The organism is Pantoea sp. EKM10T (genome assembly GCF_011800685.1).
GTDB lineage: Bacteria > Pseudomonadota > Gammaproteobacteria > Enterobacterales > Enterobacteriaceae > Pantoea > Pantoea agglomerans.
Genome location: NZ_JAALEU010000006.1, coordinates 210,844 through 224,689 on the forward strand (window position 1 = coordinate 210,844; position 13,846 = coordinate 224,689).

Annotated in this window: 15 protein-coding genes; 10 read left to right on the top strand and 5 right to left on the bottom strand. The window is 55.8% G+C overall.

The window, feature by feature from the left end:
• The first annotated feature begins 35 nt into the window (after positions 1–35).
• From rbfA to HFD95_RS13550, 7 genes are all read left to right on the top strand, one after another.
• Positions 36–443 carry a 30S ribosome-binding factor RbfA gene (rbfA, locus tag HFD95_RS13520; protein ID WP_010251785.1) on the top strand — a complete coding sequence of 136 codons (408 nt, stop codon included), beginning with the start codon at positions 36–38 and terminating at the stop codon, positions 441–443.
• Positions 443–1,387: a tRNA pseudouridine(55) synthase TruB gene (gene truB, locus HFD95_RS13525; RefSeq protein ID WP_010671805.1), complete on the top strand. Its 945-nt coding sequence runs from the start codon at positions 443–445 to the stop codon at positions 1,385–1,387. Before rbfA ends, truB begins: the two co-directional genes overlap by 1 nt.
• A 131-nt stretch (positions 1,388–1,518) precedes the next feature.
• Complete coding sequence (gene rpsO / locus HFD95_RS13530; protein WP_003851063.1) at positions 1,519–1,788, top strand: 30S ribosomal protein S15; 270 nt, start codon at positions 1,519–1,521, stop codon at positions 1,786–1,788.
• 310 nt (positions 1,789–2,098) lie between these two features.
• On the top strand, positions 2,099–4,237 hold the full coding sequence (pnp, locus tag HFD95_RS13535; RefSeq protein ID WP_010251767.1) for a polyribonucleotide nucleotidyltransferase: 2,139 nt from the start codon (positions 2,099–2,101) through the stop codon (positions 4,235–4,237).
• A gap of 129 nt (positions 4,238–4,366) precedes the next feature.
• On the top strand, positions 4,367–5,251 hold the full coding sequence (gene nlpI, locus HFD95_RS13540; protein ID WP_010251765.1) for a lipoprotein NlpI: 885 nt from the start codon (positions 4,367–4,369) through the stop codon (positions 5,249–5,251).
• Positions 5,252–5,356: 105 nt separating this feature from the next.
• Positions 5,357–5,413 (top strand): protein YrbN, encoded by a 57-nt coding sequence (gene yrbN, locus HFD95_RS22305; protein WP_098053093.1) that lies wholly within the window; start codon positions 5,357–5,359, stop codon positions 5,411–5,413.
• A gap of 16 nt (positions 5,414–5,429) precedes the next feature.
• The gene (locus HFD95_RS13550; RefSeq protein WP_010251762.1) at positions 5,430–7,370 is read left to right on the top strand and encodes a DEAD/DEAH family ATP-dependent RNA helicase; all 1,941 of its coding nucleotides are present in this window, start codon (positions 5,430–5,432) and stop codon (positions 7,368–7,370) included.
• Between the two features lie 55 nt (positions 7,371–7,425).
• Here the strand turns inward: HFD95_RS13550 and HFD95_RS13555 are convergent, their stop codons facing one another.
• Positions 7,426–8,172 (bottom strand): SDR family NAD(P)-dependent oxidoreductase, encoded by a 747-nt coding sequence (locus tag HFD95_RS13555; protein WP_167430348.1) that lies wholly within the window; start codon positions 8,170–8,172, stop codon positions 7,426–7,428.
• Between the two features lie 174 nt (positions 8,173–8,346).
• Here HFD95_RS13555 and HFD95_RS13560 point away from each other — a divergent pair, with 174 nt between their 5' ends.
• Positions 8,347–9,267, top strand: coding sequence for an AraC family transcriptional regulator (locus HFD95_RS13560; RefSeq protein ID WP_010251758.1), 921 nt, complete (start codon positions 8,347–8,349; stop codon positions 9,265–9,267).
• Here HFD95_RS13560 and HFD95_RS13565 read toward each other — a convergent pair whose 3' ends face one another.
• The 3 genes from HFD95_RS13565 to HFD95_RS13575 form a co-directional block, all read right to left on the bottom strand.
• Complete coding sequence (locus tag HFD95_RS13565) at positions 9,268–10,278, bottom strand: luciferase-like monooxygenase (protein ID WP_010251755.1); 1,011 nt, start codon at positions 10,276–10,278, stop codon at positions 9,268–9,270.
• Positions 10,279–10,398: 120 nt separating this feature from the next.
• Positions 10,399–11,277, bottom strand: a complete 879-nt coding sequence (locus HFD95_RS13570; RefSeq protein ID WP_033759648.1) for a U32 family peptidase — start codon at positions 11,275–11,277, stop codon at positions 10,399–10,401.
• Between the two features lie 9 nt (positions 11,278–11,286).
• The gene (locus tag HFD95_RS13575) at positions 11,287–12,282 is read right to left on the bottom strand and encodes a peptidase U32 family protein (RefSeq protein WP_052271171.1); all 996 of its coding nucleotides are present in this window, start codon (positions 12,280–12,282) and stop codon (positions 11,287–11,289) included.
• A 204-nt stretch (positions 12,283–12,486) separates the two neighbouring features.
• On the opposite strand from HFD95_RS13575, the gene HFD95_RS13580 reads away from it, so the two are divergent.
• Both HFD95_RS13580 and HFD95_RS13585 read left to right on the top strand, forming a co-directional pair.
• Positions 12,487–13,011 (top strand): SCP2 domain-containing protein, encoded by a 525-nt coding sequence (locus tag HFD95_RS13580; protein ID WP_010251750.1) that lies wholly within the window; start codon positions 12,487–12,489, stop codon positions 13,009–13,011.
• The gene (locus tag HFD95_RS13585) at positions 13,005–13,511 is read left to right on the top strand and encodes a GNAT family N-acetyltransferase (protein ID WP_010251747.1); all 507 of its coding nucleotides are present in this window, start codon (positions 13,005–13,007) and stop codon (positions 13,509–13,511) included. The genes HFD95_RS13580 and HFD95_RS13585 overlap by 7 nt, the downstream gene beginning before the upstream one ends.
• Here HFD95_RS13585 and HFD95_RS13590 read toward each other — a convergent pair.
• The gene (locus HFD95_RS13590; RefSeq protein ID WP_031292823.1) at positions 13,495–13,788 is read right to left on the bottom strand and encodes a GIY-YIG nuclease family protein; all 294 of its coding nucleotides are present in this window, start codon (positions 13,786–13,788) and stop codon (positions 13,495–13,497) included. The two genes, HFD95_RS13585 and HFD95_RS13590, sit on opposite strands and share 17 nt — an antisense overlap.
• Positions 13,789–13,846: the final 58 nt, after the last annotated feature.

Below are 13,846 nucleotides of genomic sequence, written 5' to 3' on the forward strand. Positions count from 1 at the left end.
CCTCTGGCCTCCCGAATTATTTGGGAGAAATAATGATGGCGAAAGAATTTGGTCGCCCGCAGCGCGTTTCACAAGAGCTGCAAAAAGAGATTGCGATGATCCTGCAGCGTGAGATCAAAGATCCACGTCTTGGCATGATGGTCACCGTATCAGGCGTTGAAGTCTCACGCGATCTCGCTTACGCAAAAGTGTTCGTGACTTTCCTCAACGACAAAGATGAAGAAGCGATTAAACATGGCCTGAAAGCGCTGAAAGAAGCGTCAGGTTATATCCGCATTCTGCTGGGCAAAGCGATGCGTCTGCGTATCGTGCCTGAGCTGACTTTCTTCTACGACAACTCGTTAGTCGAAGGGATGCGCATGTCCAATCTCGTCACCAGCGTCGTGAAGAACGATACTGAGCGCCGTGGTCCGGACGCCACTGGCGATGACGAGGAGGCGTAATGAGTCGTCCGCGTCGTCGCGGTCGCGACGTCCATGGCGTGTTGTTGCTGGATAAGCCACAAGGCGTCTCGTCGAATGATGTCCTGCAGAAAGTGAAGCGTATCTTTAACGCGAATCGCGCAGGACATACCGGCGCGCTGGATCCTCTGGCTACCGGCATGTTGCCGATCTGCCTGGGTGAAGCGACTAAGTTTTCGCAGTATCTGCTCGATTCCGACAAACGCTATCGCGTGATTGCCCGACTGGGCGAGCGGACCGACACGTCAGACGCCGATGGCAACATCGTGCAGACGCGTCCGGTCAGCTTCACTCAGGCCGATCTGGACAGTGCTCTGGAGAGCTTCCGCGGCGAAACGCTGCAGGTGCCTTCAATGTTTTCGGCACTGAAGCATCAGGGACGCCCGCTGTATGAATATGCGCGTCAGGGCATTGAGATTGCGCGTGAACCGCGTCCCATCACTGTCTATGAACTGCAATTCATTCGCTGGCAGGATAACGAGCTGGAGCTGGAAATTCACTGCTCCAAAGGCACCTATATCCGCACCATCATCGATGACCTGGGCGAAAAGCTGGGATGCGGTGCGCACGTGATTATGCTGCGTCGCGTTCAGGTTGCCCGTTATCCGTATGAAAGGATGGTGACGCTGGAACAGCTCAACACCCTGCTGACGGAAGCCACAGAAGCCGGCATTCCACTGGAAACGCAGCTCGATCCGCTGTTGTTGCCAATGGACAGCCCCGCCTCTGATTTCCCTGAAGTGAATATCCCGCCTGCCGTGGCAGATTTCTTCCGCCAGGGACAGCCGGTACAGGCCAGCAATGCGCCTGCGCAGGGGCTGGTAAGGGTATCGGAAGGCGAAGCGCGTAAGTTTATCGGTATGGCAGAAATTGCCGACGATGGCCGGCTTGCGCCACGTCGTTTAGTGGTTGAGTATCAGGATTGAGCCAGGCGTTCACTTTTCGCTGATGGGGCATTTGCGTTGCTATCGGGCGCAGAGTAGAATAGCGCGGCTTTAAAGCGGGATGCTGAATTAGAGATCGGCACCCATACATTCATTTATTACTGGAGTTTATTATGTCTCTAAGCGTAGAAGCTAAAGCAGAGATCGTTGCTAAATATGGCCGTGGTGCTAACGACAGCGGTTCAACTGAAGTTCAGGTTGCCCTGTTGACCGCGCAGATTACCCATCTGCAGGGTCACTTCTCTGAGCACAAAAAAGACCACCACAGCCGCCGCGGTCTGCTGCGCATGGTATCTCAGCGTCGTAAGCTGCTGGACTACCTGAAGCGTAAAGACGTTGCACGCTACAGCAGCCTGATCGAAAGTCTCGGTCTGCGTCGCTAAGTCTGAAGAATCTGATCGTCGGGGCATTATGCGGGCTTTTGCACTCTGTGCAGCTTACGATCAGATTTGTGCGAGTTTCGTGAAGAGGGGGCCTTTATGGCCCCTTTTTTCGAGCAATCGGCAGCAATCCGGACCAAACTGATGTATTGTTGCTTAGTGTGATCTTTAGTTTGCAGAATTTCGCGCGGCTAATGAGAGGCTTTACCGCAGGGGCGGTCGAGGGTTGTCATTAGTCGCGAGGATGCAACTGAAGATTGGTAATCAATGGCGGGCTACAGATAGCCATGCCCCGAAGTTAAGGACTTTGATTTTGCTGAATCCGATCGTACGCAAATTCCAATATGGTCAACATACCGTCACGCTGGAAACCGGCATGATGGCTCGCCAGGCGACAGCCGCTGTTATGGTGAGCATGGACGATACTGCAGTATTCGTCACTGTAGTAGGTCAGAAAAAATCTAAACCAGGTCAGGATTTCTTCCCACTGACCGTGAACTATCAGGAGCGTACTTACGCTGCTGGTCGTATCCCAGGCAGCTTCTTCCGTCGTGAAGGCCGTCCAAGCGAAGGCGAAACCCTGATTTCGCGTCTGATTGACCGCCCGATTCGTCCGCTGTTCCCGGAAGGTTTTGTTAACGAAGTTCAGGTTATCGCCACTGTTGTCTCTGTGAACCCACAGGTTCATCCGGACATCGTTGCCATGATCGGTGCTTCTGCTGCACTGGCGCTTTCTGGTCTGCCGTTCAATGGCCCAATTGGTTCTGCGCGTGTTGGTTACATCAACGATCAATATGTCCTGAACCCAACCGCAGATGAGCTGAAACAGTCCCGTCTGGATCTGGTGGTTGCCGGTACGCAGAATGCCGTTCTGATGGTTGAATCTGAAGCTGAGATCCTGTCAGAAGAGCAGATGCTGGGCGCCGTGGTCTTTGGTCACGACCAGCAGCAGATCGTTATCGAAAACATTAATGCTCTGGTTGCTGAAGCGGGCAAACCACGCTGGGACTGGCAGCCAGAAGCGGCCAATACCGCACTGATTTCTCGCGTTGCTGCCCTGGCAGAAGCGCGCATCAGCGATGCTTACCGCATTACTGACAAGCAGGAGCGTTACACTCAGGTTGGCGTCATTAAAGACGAAACCATCGCTGCGCTGCTGGCTGAAGATGAAACGCTGGATGGTTCAGAAATCGGCGACATCGTGCATAGCCTTGAAAAAACCGTCGTTCGTACTCGCATCCTGAATGGCGAGCCACGCATCGATGGTCGTGAAAAAGATATGATCCGTGGTCTGGACGTGCGTACTGGCGTATTGCCACGTACACACGGTTCATCACTGTTCACCCGTGGTGAGACGCAGGCACTGGTTACTGCAACGCTGGGTACGACCCGTGATGCGCAGAACCTTGATGAGCTGATGGGCGAACGTACCGACAGCTTCCTGTTCCATTACAACTTCCCTCCATACTCTGTCGGCGAAACCGGCATGGTAGGTTCGCCGAAGCGTCGTGAGATTGGTCACGGTCGTCTGGCGAAGCGCGGCGTGTTAGCGGTAATGCCTAAAGCGGAAGATTTCCCTTACACCATTCGTGTTGTTTCTGAAATCACCGAATCTAACGGCTCTTCTTCAATGGCCTCTGTCTGCGGTGCCTCACTGGCGCTGATGGATGCAGGTGTGCCAATCAAAGCCGCCGTTGCCGGTATCGCAATGGGTCTGGTGAAAGAAGATGAGAAGTTTGTTGTTCTGTCTGACATCCTGGGCGATGAAGATCACCTGGGCGACATGGACTTCAAAGTAGCCGGTAGCCGTGAAGGTATCACCGCGCTGCAGATGGACATCAAAATCGAAGGCATCACGCGTGAAATCATGCAGGAAGCGCTGAACCAGGCCCGTGGTGCACGCCTGCACATTCTGGGCGTTATGGAACAGGCTATCAGCACGCCGCGTACTGAGATTTCTGAATTCGCACCACGCATTTACACCATCAAAATCAGCTCTGACAAGATCAAAGATGTGATCGGTAAAGGCGGCTCAGTGATTCGTGCACTGACCGAAGAGACCGGCACAACGATTGAAATTGAAGATGACGGCACCGTGAAAATCGCTGCGACTGATGGTCTGAAAGCGAAAGAAGCGATTCGTCGTATCGAAGAGATTACCGCAGAGATCGAAGTGGGCCGCGTTTACAGTGGTAAAGTGACCCGTATCGTTGACTTCGGCGCTTTCGTTGCAATCGGCGGCGGTAAAGAAGGTCTGGTTCACATTTCACAAATCGCTGATAAGCGCGTTGAGAAAGTGACCGACTATCTGCAGATGGGTCAGGAAGTACCGGTTAAGGTGATGGAAGTTGATCGCCAGGGCCGTGTACGTCTGAGCATCAAAGAAGCGACAGAATCTAAGCCGCAGGCTGAAGAAGCTGTCGCGGTGACCACGCCTGACGCTGCTGAATAAGTCGTTGCTGATTTGCCCCTCTCTGCCTGGCAGAGAGGGGCGTTTGTATCATCGCGAGGGCGGGAATCCTTGTGCACAGCAGGCGGATGACAGGATGGTTATCCCAATGTTTGTATTCGGGAGTGGGAAATGAAGCCTTTTCTGCGCTGGTGTTTTGTTGCGACAGCTTTGACGCTGGCAGGATGCAGCAACTCCAATTGGCGTAAGAACGAAGTTCTTGCAGTGCCTTTACAGCCCACACTGCAGCAGGAAGTGATACTGGCGCGCATGGAACAAATTCTTGCCAGTCGCGCTCTCACCGATGATGAACGCGCACAGCTGTTATATGAGCGCGGAGTGTTGTATGATAGTTTAGGTCTGCGGGCATTAGCGCGGAACGATTTTTCGCAAGCGCTGTCTATAAGACCAGATATGCCCGAAGTGTTTAACTACTTAGGCATATATTTAACGCAGGCGGGCAACTTTGATGCCGCCTATGAAGCGTTTGATTCTGTACTTGAGCTTGATCCAACTTACAACTATGCGCATTTAAACCGTGGTATCGCCCTCTATTACGGCGGTCGATACAAGTTAGCGCAAGATGATCTGCTGGCGTTTTATCAAGACGATCCTAACGATCCTTTCCGCAGTTTGTGGCTCTATCTCGTTGAACGTGAGATGGATGTCGACAAGGCAAAAGTCGCGCTTCAACAGCGTCACGACAAAGCGGTCAGAGATCAATGGGGATGGAATATTGTCGAGTTCTACCTTGGAGATATCAACGAGAAAACGTTGATGGAAAGTCTCAAGGCGGACGCAACGGATAACACCTCGCTCGCTGAACATCTCAGTGAAACCAACTTCTATTTAGGTAAGTACTACCTAAGTCTGGGGGAGAAGGACGACGCGAAAGCGTTGTTCAAACTGGCGGTGGCCAACAACGTCAATAACTTTGTTGAACACCGATACGCATTGTTGGAACTGGCGCAACTCGGCCAGGCACAAGACGATTTATCAGAATCTGACCAGCAATAGCTGACGAACTTAATTTGCCTGTAAAACCTGTTAAGTCATCATCTTAAAGGATGAAGGCTTTTCTGTTCGTCAAAACTTTTAATTTGAGCCGGTTCACACTTTTTGATGAAAATGACTGAAAGTTTTCACGACGAGTTATGTAGACTGGCCGCCGCAATCTAAGAGGCACGTGTACTACATGACTGATATTCAAACCACTTTTGCTGACCTTGGCCTGAACGCCGACATCCTTGAATCACTGAATGGCATGGGCTACGTAAAGCCATCCCCAATCCAGGCTGAGTGTATTCCTCACCTGCTGGCGGGCCGTGACGTGTTAGGCATGGCGCAGACCGGGAGTGGTAAAACCGCGGCGTTCTCTCTGCCGCTGTTACATAACATTGATCCTACTGTTAAAGCGCCACAAATCCTGGTGCTGGCACCTACCCGCGAACTGGCGGTACAGGTTGCTGAAGCAGTTACCGAATTCTCTAAACACATGCGTGGCCTGAACGTGGTTGCCCTTTACGGCGGCCAGCGTTATGACGTGCAGCTGCGCGCACTGCGTCAGGGACCACAGGTTGTTGTGGGTACGCCTGGCCGTCTGCTTGATCACCTGAAACGCGGCACGTTAGACCTTTCTAACCTGCGTGGCCTGGTGCTGGATGAAGCAGACGAAATGCTGCGCATGGGCTTCATCGAAGACGTTGAAACCATCATGGCGCAAATTCCAGCCGATCATCAGACCGCGCTGTTCTCTGCAACCATGCCGGAAGCGATTCGTCGTATCACCAAACGCTTCATGAAAGATCCACAGGAAGTGCGTATTCAGTCAAGCCTGACCACGCGTCCTGATATCAGCCAGAGCTACTGGACCGCTTACGGTCGTAAAACAGACGCACTGGTTCGCTTCCTGGAAGCAGAAGACTTTGATGCTGCCATCATCTTCGTGCGTACCAAAAACGCAACCATGGAAGTGGCAGAAGCGCTGGAACGTAGCGGCTATAACAGCGCCGCGCTGAACGGTGACATGAACCAGGCTCTGCGTGAGCAGACGCTTGAGCGCCTGAAAGATGGTCGTCTCGACATTCTGATTGCAACCGACGTTGCGGCCCGTGGCCTGGACGTTGAACGCATCAGCCTGGTTGTTAACTACGACATCCCGATGGACTCAGAATCTTACGTTCACCGTATCGGCCGTACCGGTCGTGCTGGTCGTGCTGGCCGTGCGCTGCTGTTCGTTGAGAACCGCGAACGCCGTCTGCTGCGTAACATCGAACGTACCATGAAGCTGACCATTCCTGAGGTAGAACTGCCTAACGCAGAACTGCTGGGTGAGCGTCGTCTGGCTAAGTTTGCTGCTAAAGTTCAGCAGCAGCTGGAAAGCAGCGATCTGGATCAGTACCGTGCTCTGCTGGCTAAAATGCAGCCAGAAGACGAAATGGATCTGGAAACACTGGCAGCCGCACTGCTGAAGATGGCACAGGGCGAACGTCCTCTGATTCTGCCACCAGAAGCACCGCGTCCGGCACGTCGCGAATACCGCGATCGTGACGAGCGTGATGGCCGTCGTGACAGCCGTGAAGCGCGTGGCGATTCTCGTGCTCCGCGTGAAAACCGCGAAAGCCGTGATGGCGATCGTCCACGTCGCGAACGTCGTGATGTTGGCGAAATGCAGCTGTACCGCATCGAAGTAGGCCGCGATGATGGTGTTGAAGTTCGTCACATCGTTGGCGCTATCGCTAACGAAGGCGACATCAGCAGCCGTTACATCGGTAACATCAAGCTGTTCGGTACCCACTCGACTATCGAGCTGCCGAAAGGCATGCCAGGCGATGTGCTGCAGCACTTTACCCGTACCCGTATTCTGAACAAGCCGATGAATATGCAGTTACTGGGTGATGCACAGCCGAACGAAGGCCGTGGTGATCGTCGTCCAGCTGGTGCTGGCGGTGAGCGTCGCAGCGGTCCAGGTGCAGGCGGTCCGGGCGCAGCTAACCGTGAAGGTGGTCGTCGCTTCTCTTCTGAACGCCGTGAAGGTGGTCGTGAAGGCGGCGGACGTACTTTCAACCGTGAAGGTAGCCGTGGTCCACGTCGTGAAGAGGGCGCAGCCGCCGCTCCACGTCGTCGTGATGCATAACGACTTAGCGTCGTAACAAAAAGGGAAGCCAATGGCTTCCCTTTTTTTATGCCTGTCAGGCACCGCCGCTGATCATCACGCGCTCGCCGCTGACCCAGGCGGACTCTTCAGAGGCCAGAAACAGCGCAACCTGCGCCACATCTTCCGGCAGACCAAAGCGTCCCAGCGGCGTGGCAGCCAGCAGTTGCGCTTTGAGCTGCGGGCTCATTCTCTTCGCGGCCAGTAATCCTTCCGTCAGAATCATGCCTGGTGCCAGGGCGTTAACCCGGATGTTCTTTGCGCCCAGCTCGCGCGCCAGTCCCTGGGTCAGGGTATCCACTGCGCCTTTGGTTGCCGCCCAGAGCACGGAACCCGGCGTGCTGTTTTTACTGTTCAGGGCGCTGAGATTAATAATGCTGCCGCCGTGCGCCGGGAAGTGACGAATCGCCTGCTGACAGACCATCAGCGTACCCAGCAGGTTAACGTTAATCTGTTGCTGCATCTCCTCCAGCGTCAGCGCCGCAAACTCGCCGTGATGAAAGCTGCCCGCATTGTTCACCACAATGTCGGGCGCGCCGAAGCACTCTGCGGTGGTGGCGAAGAGCCGTTCCACATCCCGCAGGAGAGAGATATCTGCCTGTACCGCCACGGCTTCACTGCCCAGGTTGGCGATATCGCTGACCACGTCAGCCGCTCCCACTTCATCCTGACGATAATTGACCACGACGCGGGCGCCAGCCGCGGCAAAAGCGATGGCAATCGCCGCACCAATGCCTTTTGAGGCGCCTGTTACCAGCGCGATTTTATTCTGCAGTGCCTTCATTATGTTGTTCTCCGCCGTAATGATTGCGTCGAAAGACTATGCGCGCTGGTGCCGAAAAGCGGGTAGTGCAATCCTGCAAGCTTCTTGCACGATCCTGCAAAAGTAGCGCAGCGGGCCAGGTATTCCGCTCAGCGTCAGGTAATATCAGCACAGATAGCGGGAGGGGAGAACACAGTGACAGAGAGTGAGAAGTGGCAGGGGCTGGCGCAGTTAATTGCCCGTCATGCTCCGGAGGATGGGCGGCATTCAAGCGCCATAGATTGCCTGTTTTTTGGCCGGGTTTCAGCACCGACTGAGCCAATGCACTTTGCTCAATGGGCCAGTTTTGCCCTGGTGGCACAGGGCGGTAAGGCGCTGCATATCGGTGATGAGGTGCTGCACTATGGTCCGGGCGATCTGCTGCTGGTGACGCTGGATATGCCGGTGCGCGCCTGCGTCACCGTCGCCACGCCGGAAAAACCCAATCTGGGGATTGGTATTGCCATCAATGAATCCCGGCTGATGCGCTACCTCGAACAGTTTCCCCCGACGCTGCCGCTGGCGACACCAGACAGTGAACGTGGCGTCACCGTGCATAAGGTCTCACCTTTGCTGGTGGATGCGGTTATCCGGCTGGTACGCCTGCTTGACCACCCTGAGGACATTGAGGCGCTGGCCCCGCTCATTGAGCAGGAGATTTTCTACCGGCTGCTGACCGGGCCGGAAGGTTCGCGCATCCTGAATATGGCGCTGGCTGAACGGCCGGGCAACCGGGTCGCGCAGGCTGCCCGCTGGCTGCGGGAAAATTTTCATCAGCCGCTGAAGATCGATCGGCTCGCCAGCAGTGTCGGCATGAGCATCTCTTCGCTGCATCATCACTTCAAAGCCGTGACGGCCATGACGCCGATGCAATACCAGAAACAACTGCGGCTGAATGAGGCGCGACGTTTGATGATGGTGGAAAAGCTGGATGCCGGTACGGCAGGCTATCGGGTGGGGTATCAGAGCGCGTCACAGTTCAGCCGGGAGTATCGCCGCCTGTATGGGCAATCTCCGGCCAGGGATAGTCGTCAGCTGGCGGTGAGCCCGGAGAGATTGCGCCCACCGCAGAACTGATTACAGGCTGTTAGCCGCTTCCATCGCAATGGCGAAGGAGCGCAGGCGCGCTTCGGAATCAAAAATCTGGCCATTGACCATAATTTCATCCGCCTGGGTTTCACGCATCAGTGAGGCCAGCCCATGACGCACTTTGTCCGTATCGCCGACCAGCGACATGCTGAGCGCCTGCTGTACGCCATACTGTTCTGATGGCGACCAGAGGTTATCCATGTTTTCAACCGGTGCCGGTAACGGGCCCGGTTTGCCGCGGCGCAGGTTGATAAACTGCTGCTGCTGCGAGGTAAACAGGAAGCGCGCATCACGCTCACTGTCTGCGGCGATCACGTTAATGCAGACCATGGCATAAGGCTTGTCGAGACGCGCCGATGGCTGGAAGTTTTCGCGGTAGACGTGCAGCGCCTGAAAGAGCTGGTCAGGGGCAAAATGGGAGGCAAACGCAAACGGCAGGCCCATTTTCGCTGAAAGCTGTGCGCTGTAGAGACTGGAGCCGAGCAGCCAGACCGGGATCTGCAGGCCCAGACCGGGTACCGGCTGCACCGGCGGCTGCGCATCCGCTTCGGCATCGAACCAGCTAATCAGTTCAGCCACATCCTCGGGGAACGTGTCGATGTGCATGTTGGCCTGATGACGGCGCAGTGCCATCATGGTGCGCTGGTCAGAACCTGGCGCGCGACCTAAGCCGAGATCGATACGGCCAGGATAGAGAGAGGCCAGCGTACCAAACTGCTCGGCGATCACCAGCGGCGCATGGTTAGGCAACATAATGCCGCCGGAGCCCAGCTTCAGAGTCTCGGTATTCGCCGCCAGATAGCCAATCAGCACGGAGGTGGCTGCGCTGGCAATCCCCGTCATGTTGTGATGTTCAGCCAGCCAGTAGCGTTGATAGCCCAGTTTTTCAGCCTGACGCGCCAGCGCCAGCGAATTATGGAACGCATCCCGAGCGGTCGCGCCCTGTGGAATCGGCGCGAGATCCAGCACGGACAGGCGAAGAGGTTTTTTATCAGACATGACTACTCCCGTTGTATGGCGCAGGCGTTAAGTTAAGGCCTGCACCATTTAGTATTACGCATCATTCCTTATATTAAAACTGCTAACCTCAGCAGGAATATAGCCGGTATGTGCTTTTATTCAGGATGCCAGCGTCATGCCCGCCAGTTTGCGCCAGTAACCGTTACAATCACTGCCTTTTGCGACCATTAGCGGAGCCTGACCGTTTTCATTGGCGCGGAAACGGTCGATCTCTGCCAGCGTTGTCACATCCTGCGGCGAGAGCCGTATGCAATCGACCTGGCCGTGCATGCCAGCCAGATCGTTACCCAGGTTATAGCAGTAACCGCTCATGGTCTGAATGCCATTGAGGACGAACACCTGCTGCCCCTCCTGGGAGTTGACGCGCCGGCCTGTCGGATAGTTGATACAGCAGGTTTCGCAGTCATCTTTCGCGCGGTTTTCCGAGCGGGCGGTGAAGCAGCGCGCTGAGAGCGCCAGCGGCAGATGACCGTAGCCCAGCACCTCCACCTCAAACTGCTGCCGGATACCCCGCGTCTCGCACTGCTCCAGCAGCTGTAGCAGCCAGTCACGTGACATCTCCACCGGCATACACCAGCGCGTCATGCCCTCTTTGACCAGCAGCTGCAGCGTGTCGGCGTTATAAACATTGAGCGTCGGACCCGCGACAAAGGGCAGATGACGCTCAGCGGCCATGTTTACCGTGCCGATATCATTGGCTTCAATCAGGAACTCACCGTTCTCTACGTAACGCTGCAGCTCTTTCAGCTCAGAGGGCGATTGCAGCAGCGCCAGCGTGCTCAGCACCACCTGTTTGCCGCTGGCCGCGAGTTCACGGGCCAGCGCCATCCAGCGGGCATAGGGCGTGGCGCGACGTTTACTGCACACCGCTTCGCCAAGGTAGATAATATCCGCGCTACTGCGGGCAGCCTGCTGGTAAAAATCTTCCAGCGTATCGGTCGGCCAGTACCAGAGCACCGGCCCAAGGGCATATTGCATCATGACTCCTTATTGCCATTCACGGTGATAAGCACCCAGCGTGGTTTGCGAACCTTCTGAGAGATCGCCCAGCGTCTGCATCCACTGTGGTGCGACTTCAAACTGTTCCGGCTGCGCCTTGCAGCGATCAATTGCCTGACGCCAGACGCGCGCCACGTCAGCGACATAGGCAGGGCTGCGCTGACGGCCTTCGATTTTCACCGAGGCGATGCCAGCCCGCAGCAGTTCCGGCAGCAGCTCCAGCGTGTTCAGACTGGTGGGCTCCTCGAGCACGTGATAACGCTTGTCGTTAACCATATAGCGTCCTTTGCAAAGTGTCGGATAACCCGCGCTTTCGTCCGGGGCGTAGCGATCGATCAACACTTCATTAAGACGTGACTCCATGCCCTGCGGCGTCTGCTGCCAGCGCACAAACTTCGCCGGAGAGCAGGCACCGGCGCTGTTAGGTGATTCACCGGTCAGCCAGGAAGAGAGGTAGCAGCGGCCTTCCGCCATGATGCACAGGCTGCCAAAGGCGAACACCTCCAGCGGCACCGGCGTGCTGCGCGCCAGCTGTTTAACCTGGTGAATCGACAGCACGCGCGGCAGCACCACACGCTGCAGATTGAAGTGGCGATGGTAAAAGCGAATCGCCTCCAGATTGGTTGCCGAAGCCTGTACAGAAAGATGACGTTCAACCTGGGGATAGTGCGTCGCGGCATACTCCAGCGTGGCGATATCCGCCAGGATCAGCGCGTCAGCTCCGTTTTGCGCCGCCACATCAATCGCCCGCTGCCAGCGACCCATGCCATCCGGATGGGCAAAGGTGTTGATCGCAACATGCAGTTTGCGACGATGCTGATGAAGATAGCGCGCGGCTTCAGCCAGTTTTTTATCGGTGAAATTCAGACCCGCAAAATGACGGGCATTGGTGTCATCTTTCAGCCCCACATACACCGCATCAGCGCCATTCTCTACAGCGGTGCGCACTGCGGGTAAGTTTCCTGCCGGGCAGAGCAGTTCCATAGATATTCCTCTCAACATGCAGATGGGCGTCGAGTCTAGGCATCTGGTCCGGGCTGCGTGTTGATTTGGGGCAGTGAAATTCAAATTCATCCGCCCTGCGGCGCTTTTTTTACCTGCATGGCAGCGGTTTTTATTGATCTCAGAGGAGGCGCGCAGAAAAGGATATGGCAATATACGTAAAATTTTCTGAAGGGAGTGACGAAAGTGTTAGAGCGGATACATGCCCATTGTGTGAAAAACGGTCCTAAAATCTTAGGGTTACCCGCTGCGTTCACCCCATTCCCGGTCAAAAAGTTGCTTCTGCAACAACTCTTAAACTGGCAATTTCGTCATGCTTTGGCTGAAGGTGAGTTAGACTTTCTGGATGGTCGCCTGCTGGGTATTGAAATTGCCGATCTCAATCTGCAATGGATAACCACGCTGCAGGACGGCCGACTGGCGGTATTGCAACAGTCCGAAGCGGATGTCTGGTTTCGGGGCAATGCCAATGATCTGTTGCTGGTGGCAGCACGTAAAGCAGATCCCGACATGCTGTTCTTTCAACGCCGGCTGGTGATTGAAGGTGACACTGAACTGGGACTTGAGGTGAAGAACGTAATGGATGCTATTGAACCCGAGGCTATGCCCACCGCGTTACGCACGGCAATTGAGCAGATGGCGGCATTTGTCGACGCCGGCATGAAACAGGACGCGAAGGCCGCACAGGCGCGCGCAGGTGCTGCATGTTGATTCGTAGTGAAATTGGCGTGGATGCCGCAGGCATCGACGCGCTGCTCAGACGCTGCTTCAGTACCTCAGCAGAGGCGGAACTGACTCAGGCGCTGCGTGAAGATGGCTTGCTGACCTTAGGCGTGGTCGCGACGGATGACGAGGGACAGGTGCTGGGTTATGCCGCATTCAGTCCGGTCAGCGTTCAGGGTGAAGATCGCGGCTGGGTTGGGCTGGCACCGCTGGCCGTCGATGAGACGCTGCGCGGTCAGGGAATTGCCAGCAAGCTGATCTATGAGGGGCTGGATACGCTCAATGAATTTGGCTACAGCGCGGTAGTGGTGCTGGGCGATCCGGCGCTGTTCAACCGTTTTGGTTTTGAACCGGCGGCACGCCACGGCCTGCGCAGCCGCTGGCCGGGTACAGAGGCAACGTTCCAGGTCTACCGTCTGGCCGATAATGCGTATGACGGGGCGGAAGGGCAGATCGACTACGCCGAACCCTTTAATCGCCAGCCGTAATACCCAGCCAGCTCTCCAGACAGCCGGGCTGGCCCGCCACCAGCAGTAATTTCTGCTGGCGGGTCAGTTGCTTGACCTGATACTCCAGCCTGGAGGCGCTGGCGCGATCGCCCGCGTCACAGTGAAACACCAGGTCCAGCGGCCCTTTGCCGCGCAGCGCGCGGGCGCCGCGTCCGCTCTGGTGCTGAGCGACCCGGCGCACCACATCCGTGGTGATACCGGTGTACAGGCTCCCTTTCGCCGTACGGACGATGTAGAGTTGCCACTGCTGACTCATCGCAATCATTTCCCAAAAAAAGGTGCCGGGCAGTGTAGCGCGCTTCACTCTCCGGTGC

Coding starts and splice junctions, on each gene's coding strand:
- HFD95_RS13570 (WP_033759648.1), bottom strand. CDS start 11,277: ATGCAATATGCCCTTGGGCCGGTGCTCTGGTACTGGCCGACCGATACG.
- HFD95_RS13575 (WP_052271171.1), bottom strand. CDS start 12,282: ATGGAACTGCTCTGCCCGGCAGGAAACTTACCCGCAGTGCGCACCGCT.
- rbfA (WP_010251785.1), top strand. CDS start 36: ATGGCGAAAGAATTTGGTCGCCCGCAGCGCGTTTCACAAGAGCTGCAA.
- nlpI (WP_010251765.1), top strand. CDS start 4,367: ATGAAGCCTTTTCTGCGCTGGTGTTTTGTTGCGACAGCTTTGACGCTG.
- HFD95_RS13585 (WP_010251747.1), top strand. CDS start 13,005: ATGTTGATTCGTAGTGAAATTGGCGTGGATGCCGCAGGCATCGACGCG.
- HFD95_RS13565 (WP_010251755.1), bottom strand. CDS start 10,278: ATGTCTGATAAAAAACCTCTTCGCCTGTCCGTGCTGGATCTCGCGCCG.
- truB (WP_010671805.1), top strand. CDS start 443: ATGAGTCGTCCGCGTCGTCGCGGTCGCGACGTCCATGGCGTGTTGTTG.
- HFD95_RS13590 (WP_031292823.1), bottom strand. CDS start 13,788: ATGAGTCAGCAGTGGCAACTCTACATCGTCCGTACGGCGAAAGGGAGC.
- HFD95_RS13555 (WP_167430348.1), bottom strand. CDS start 8,172: ATGAAGGCACTGCAGAATAAAATCGCGCTGGTAACAGGCGCCTCAAAA.
- rpsO (WP_003851063.1), top strand. CDS start 1,519: ATGTCTCTAAGCGTAGAAGCTAAAGCAGAGATCGTTGCTAAATATGGC.
- HFD95_RS13550 (WP_010251762.1), top strand. CDS start 5,430: ATGACTGATATTCAAACCACTTTTGCTGACCTTGGCCTGAACGCCGAC.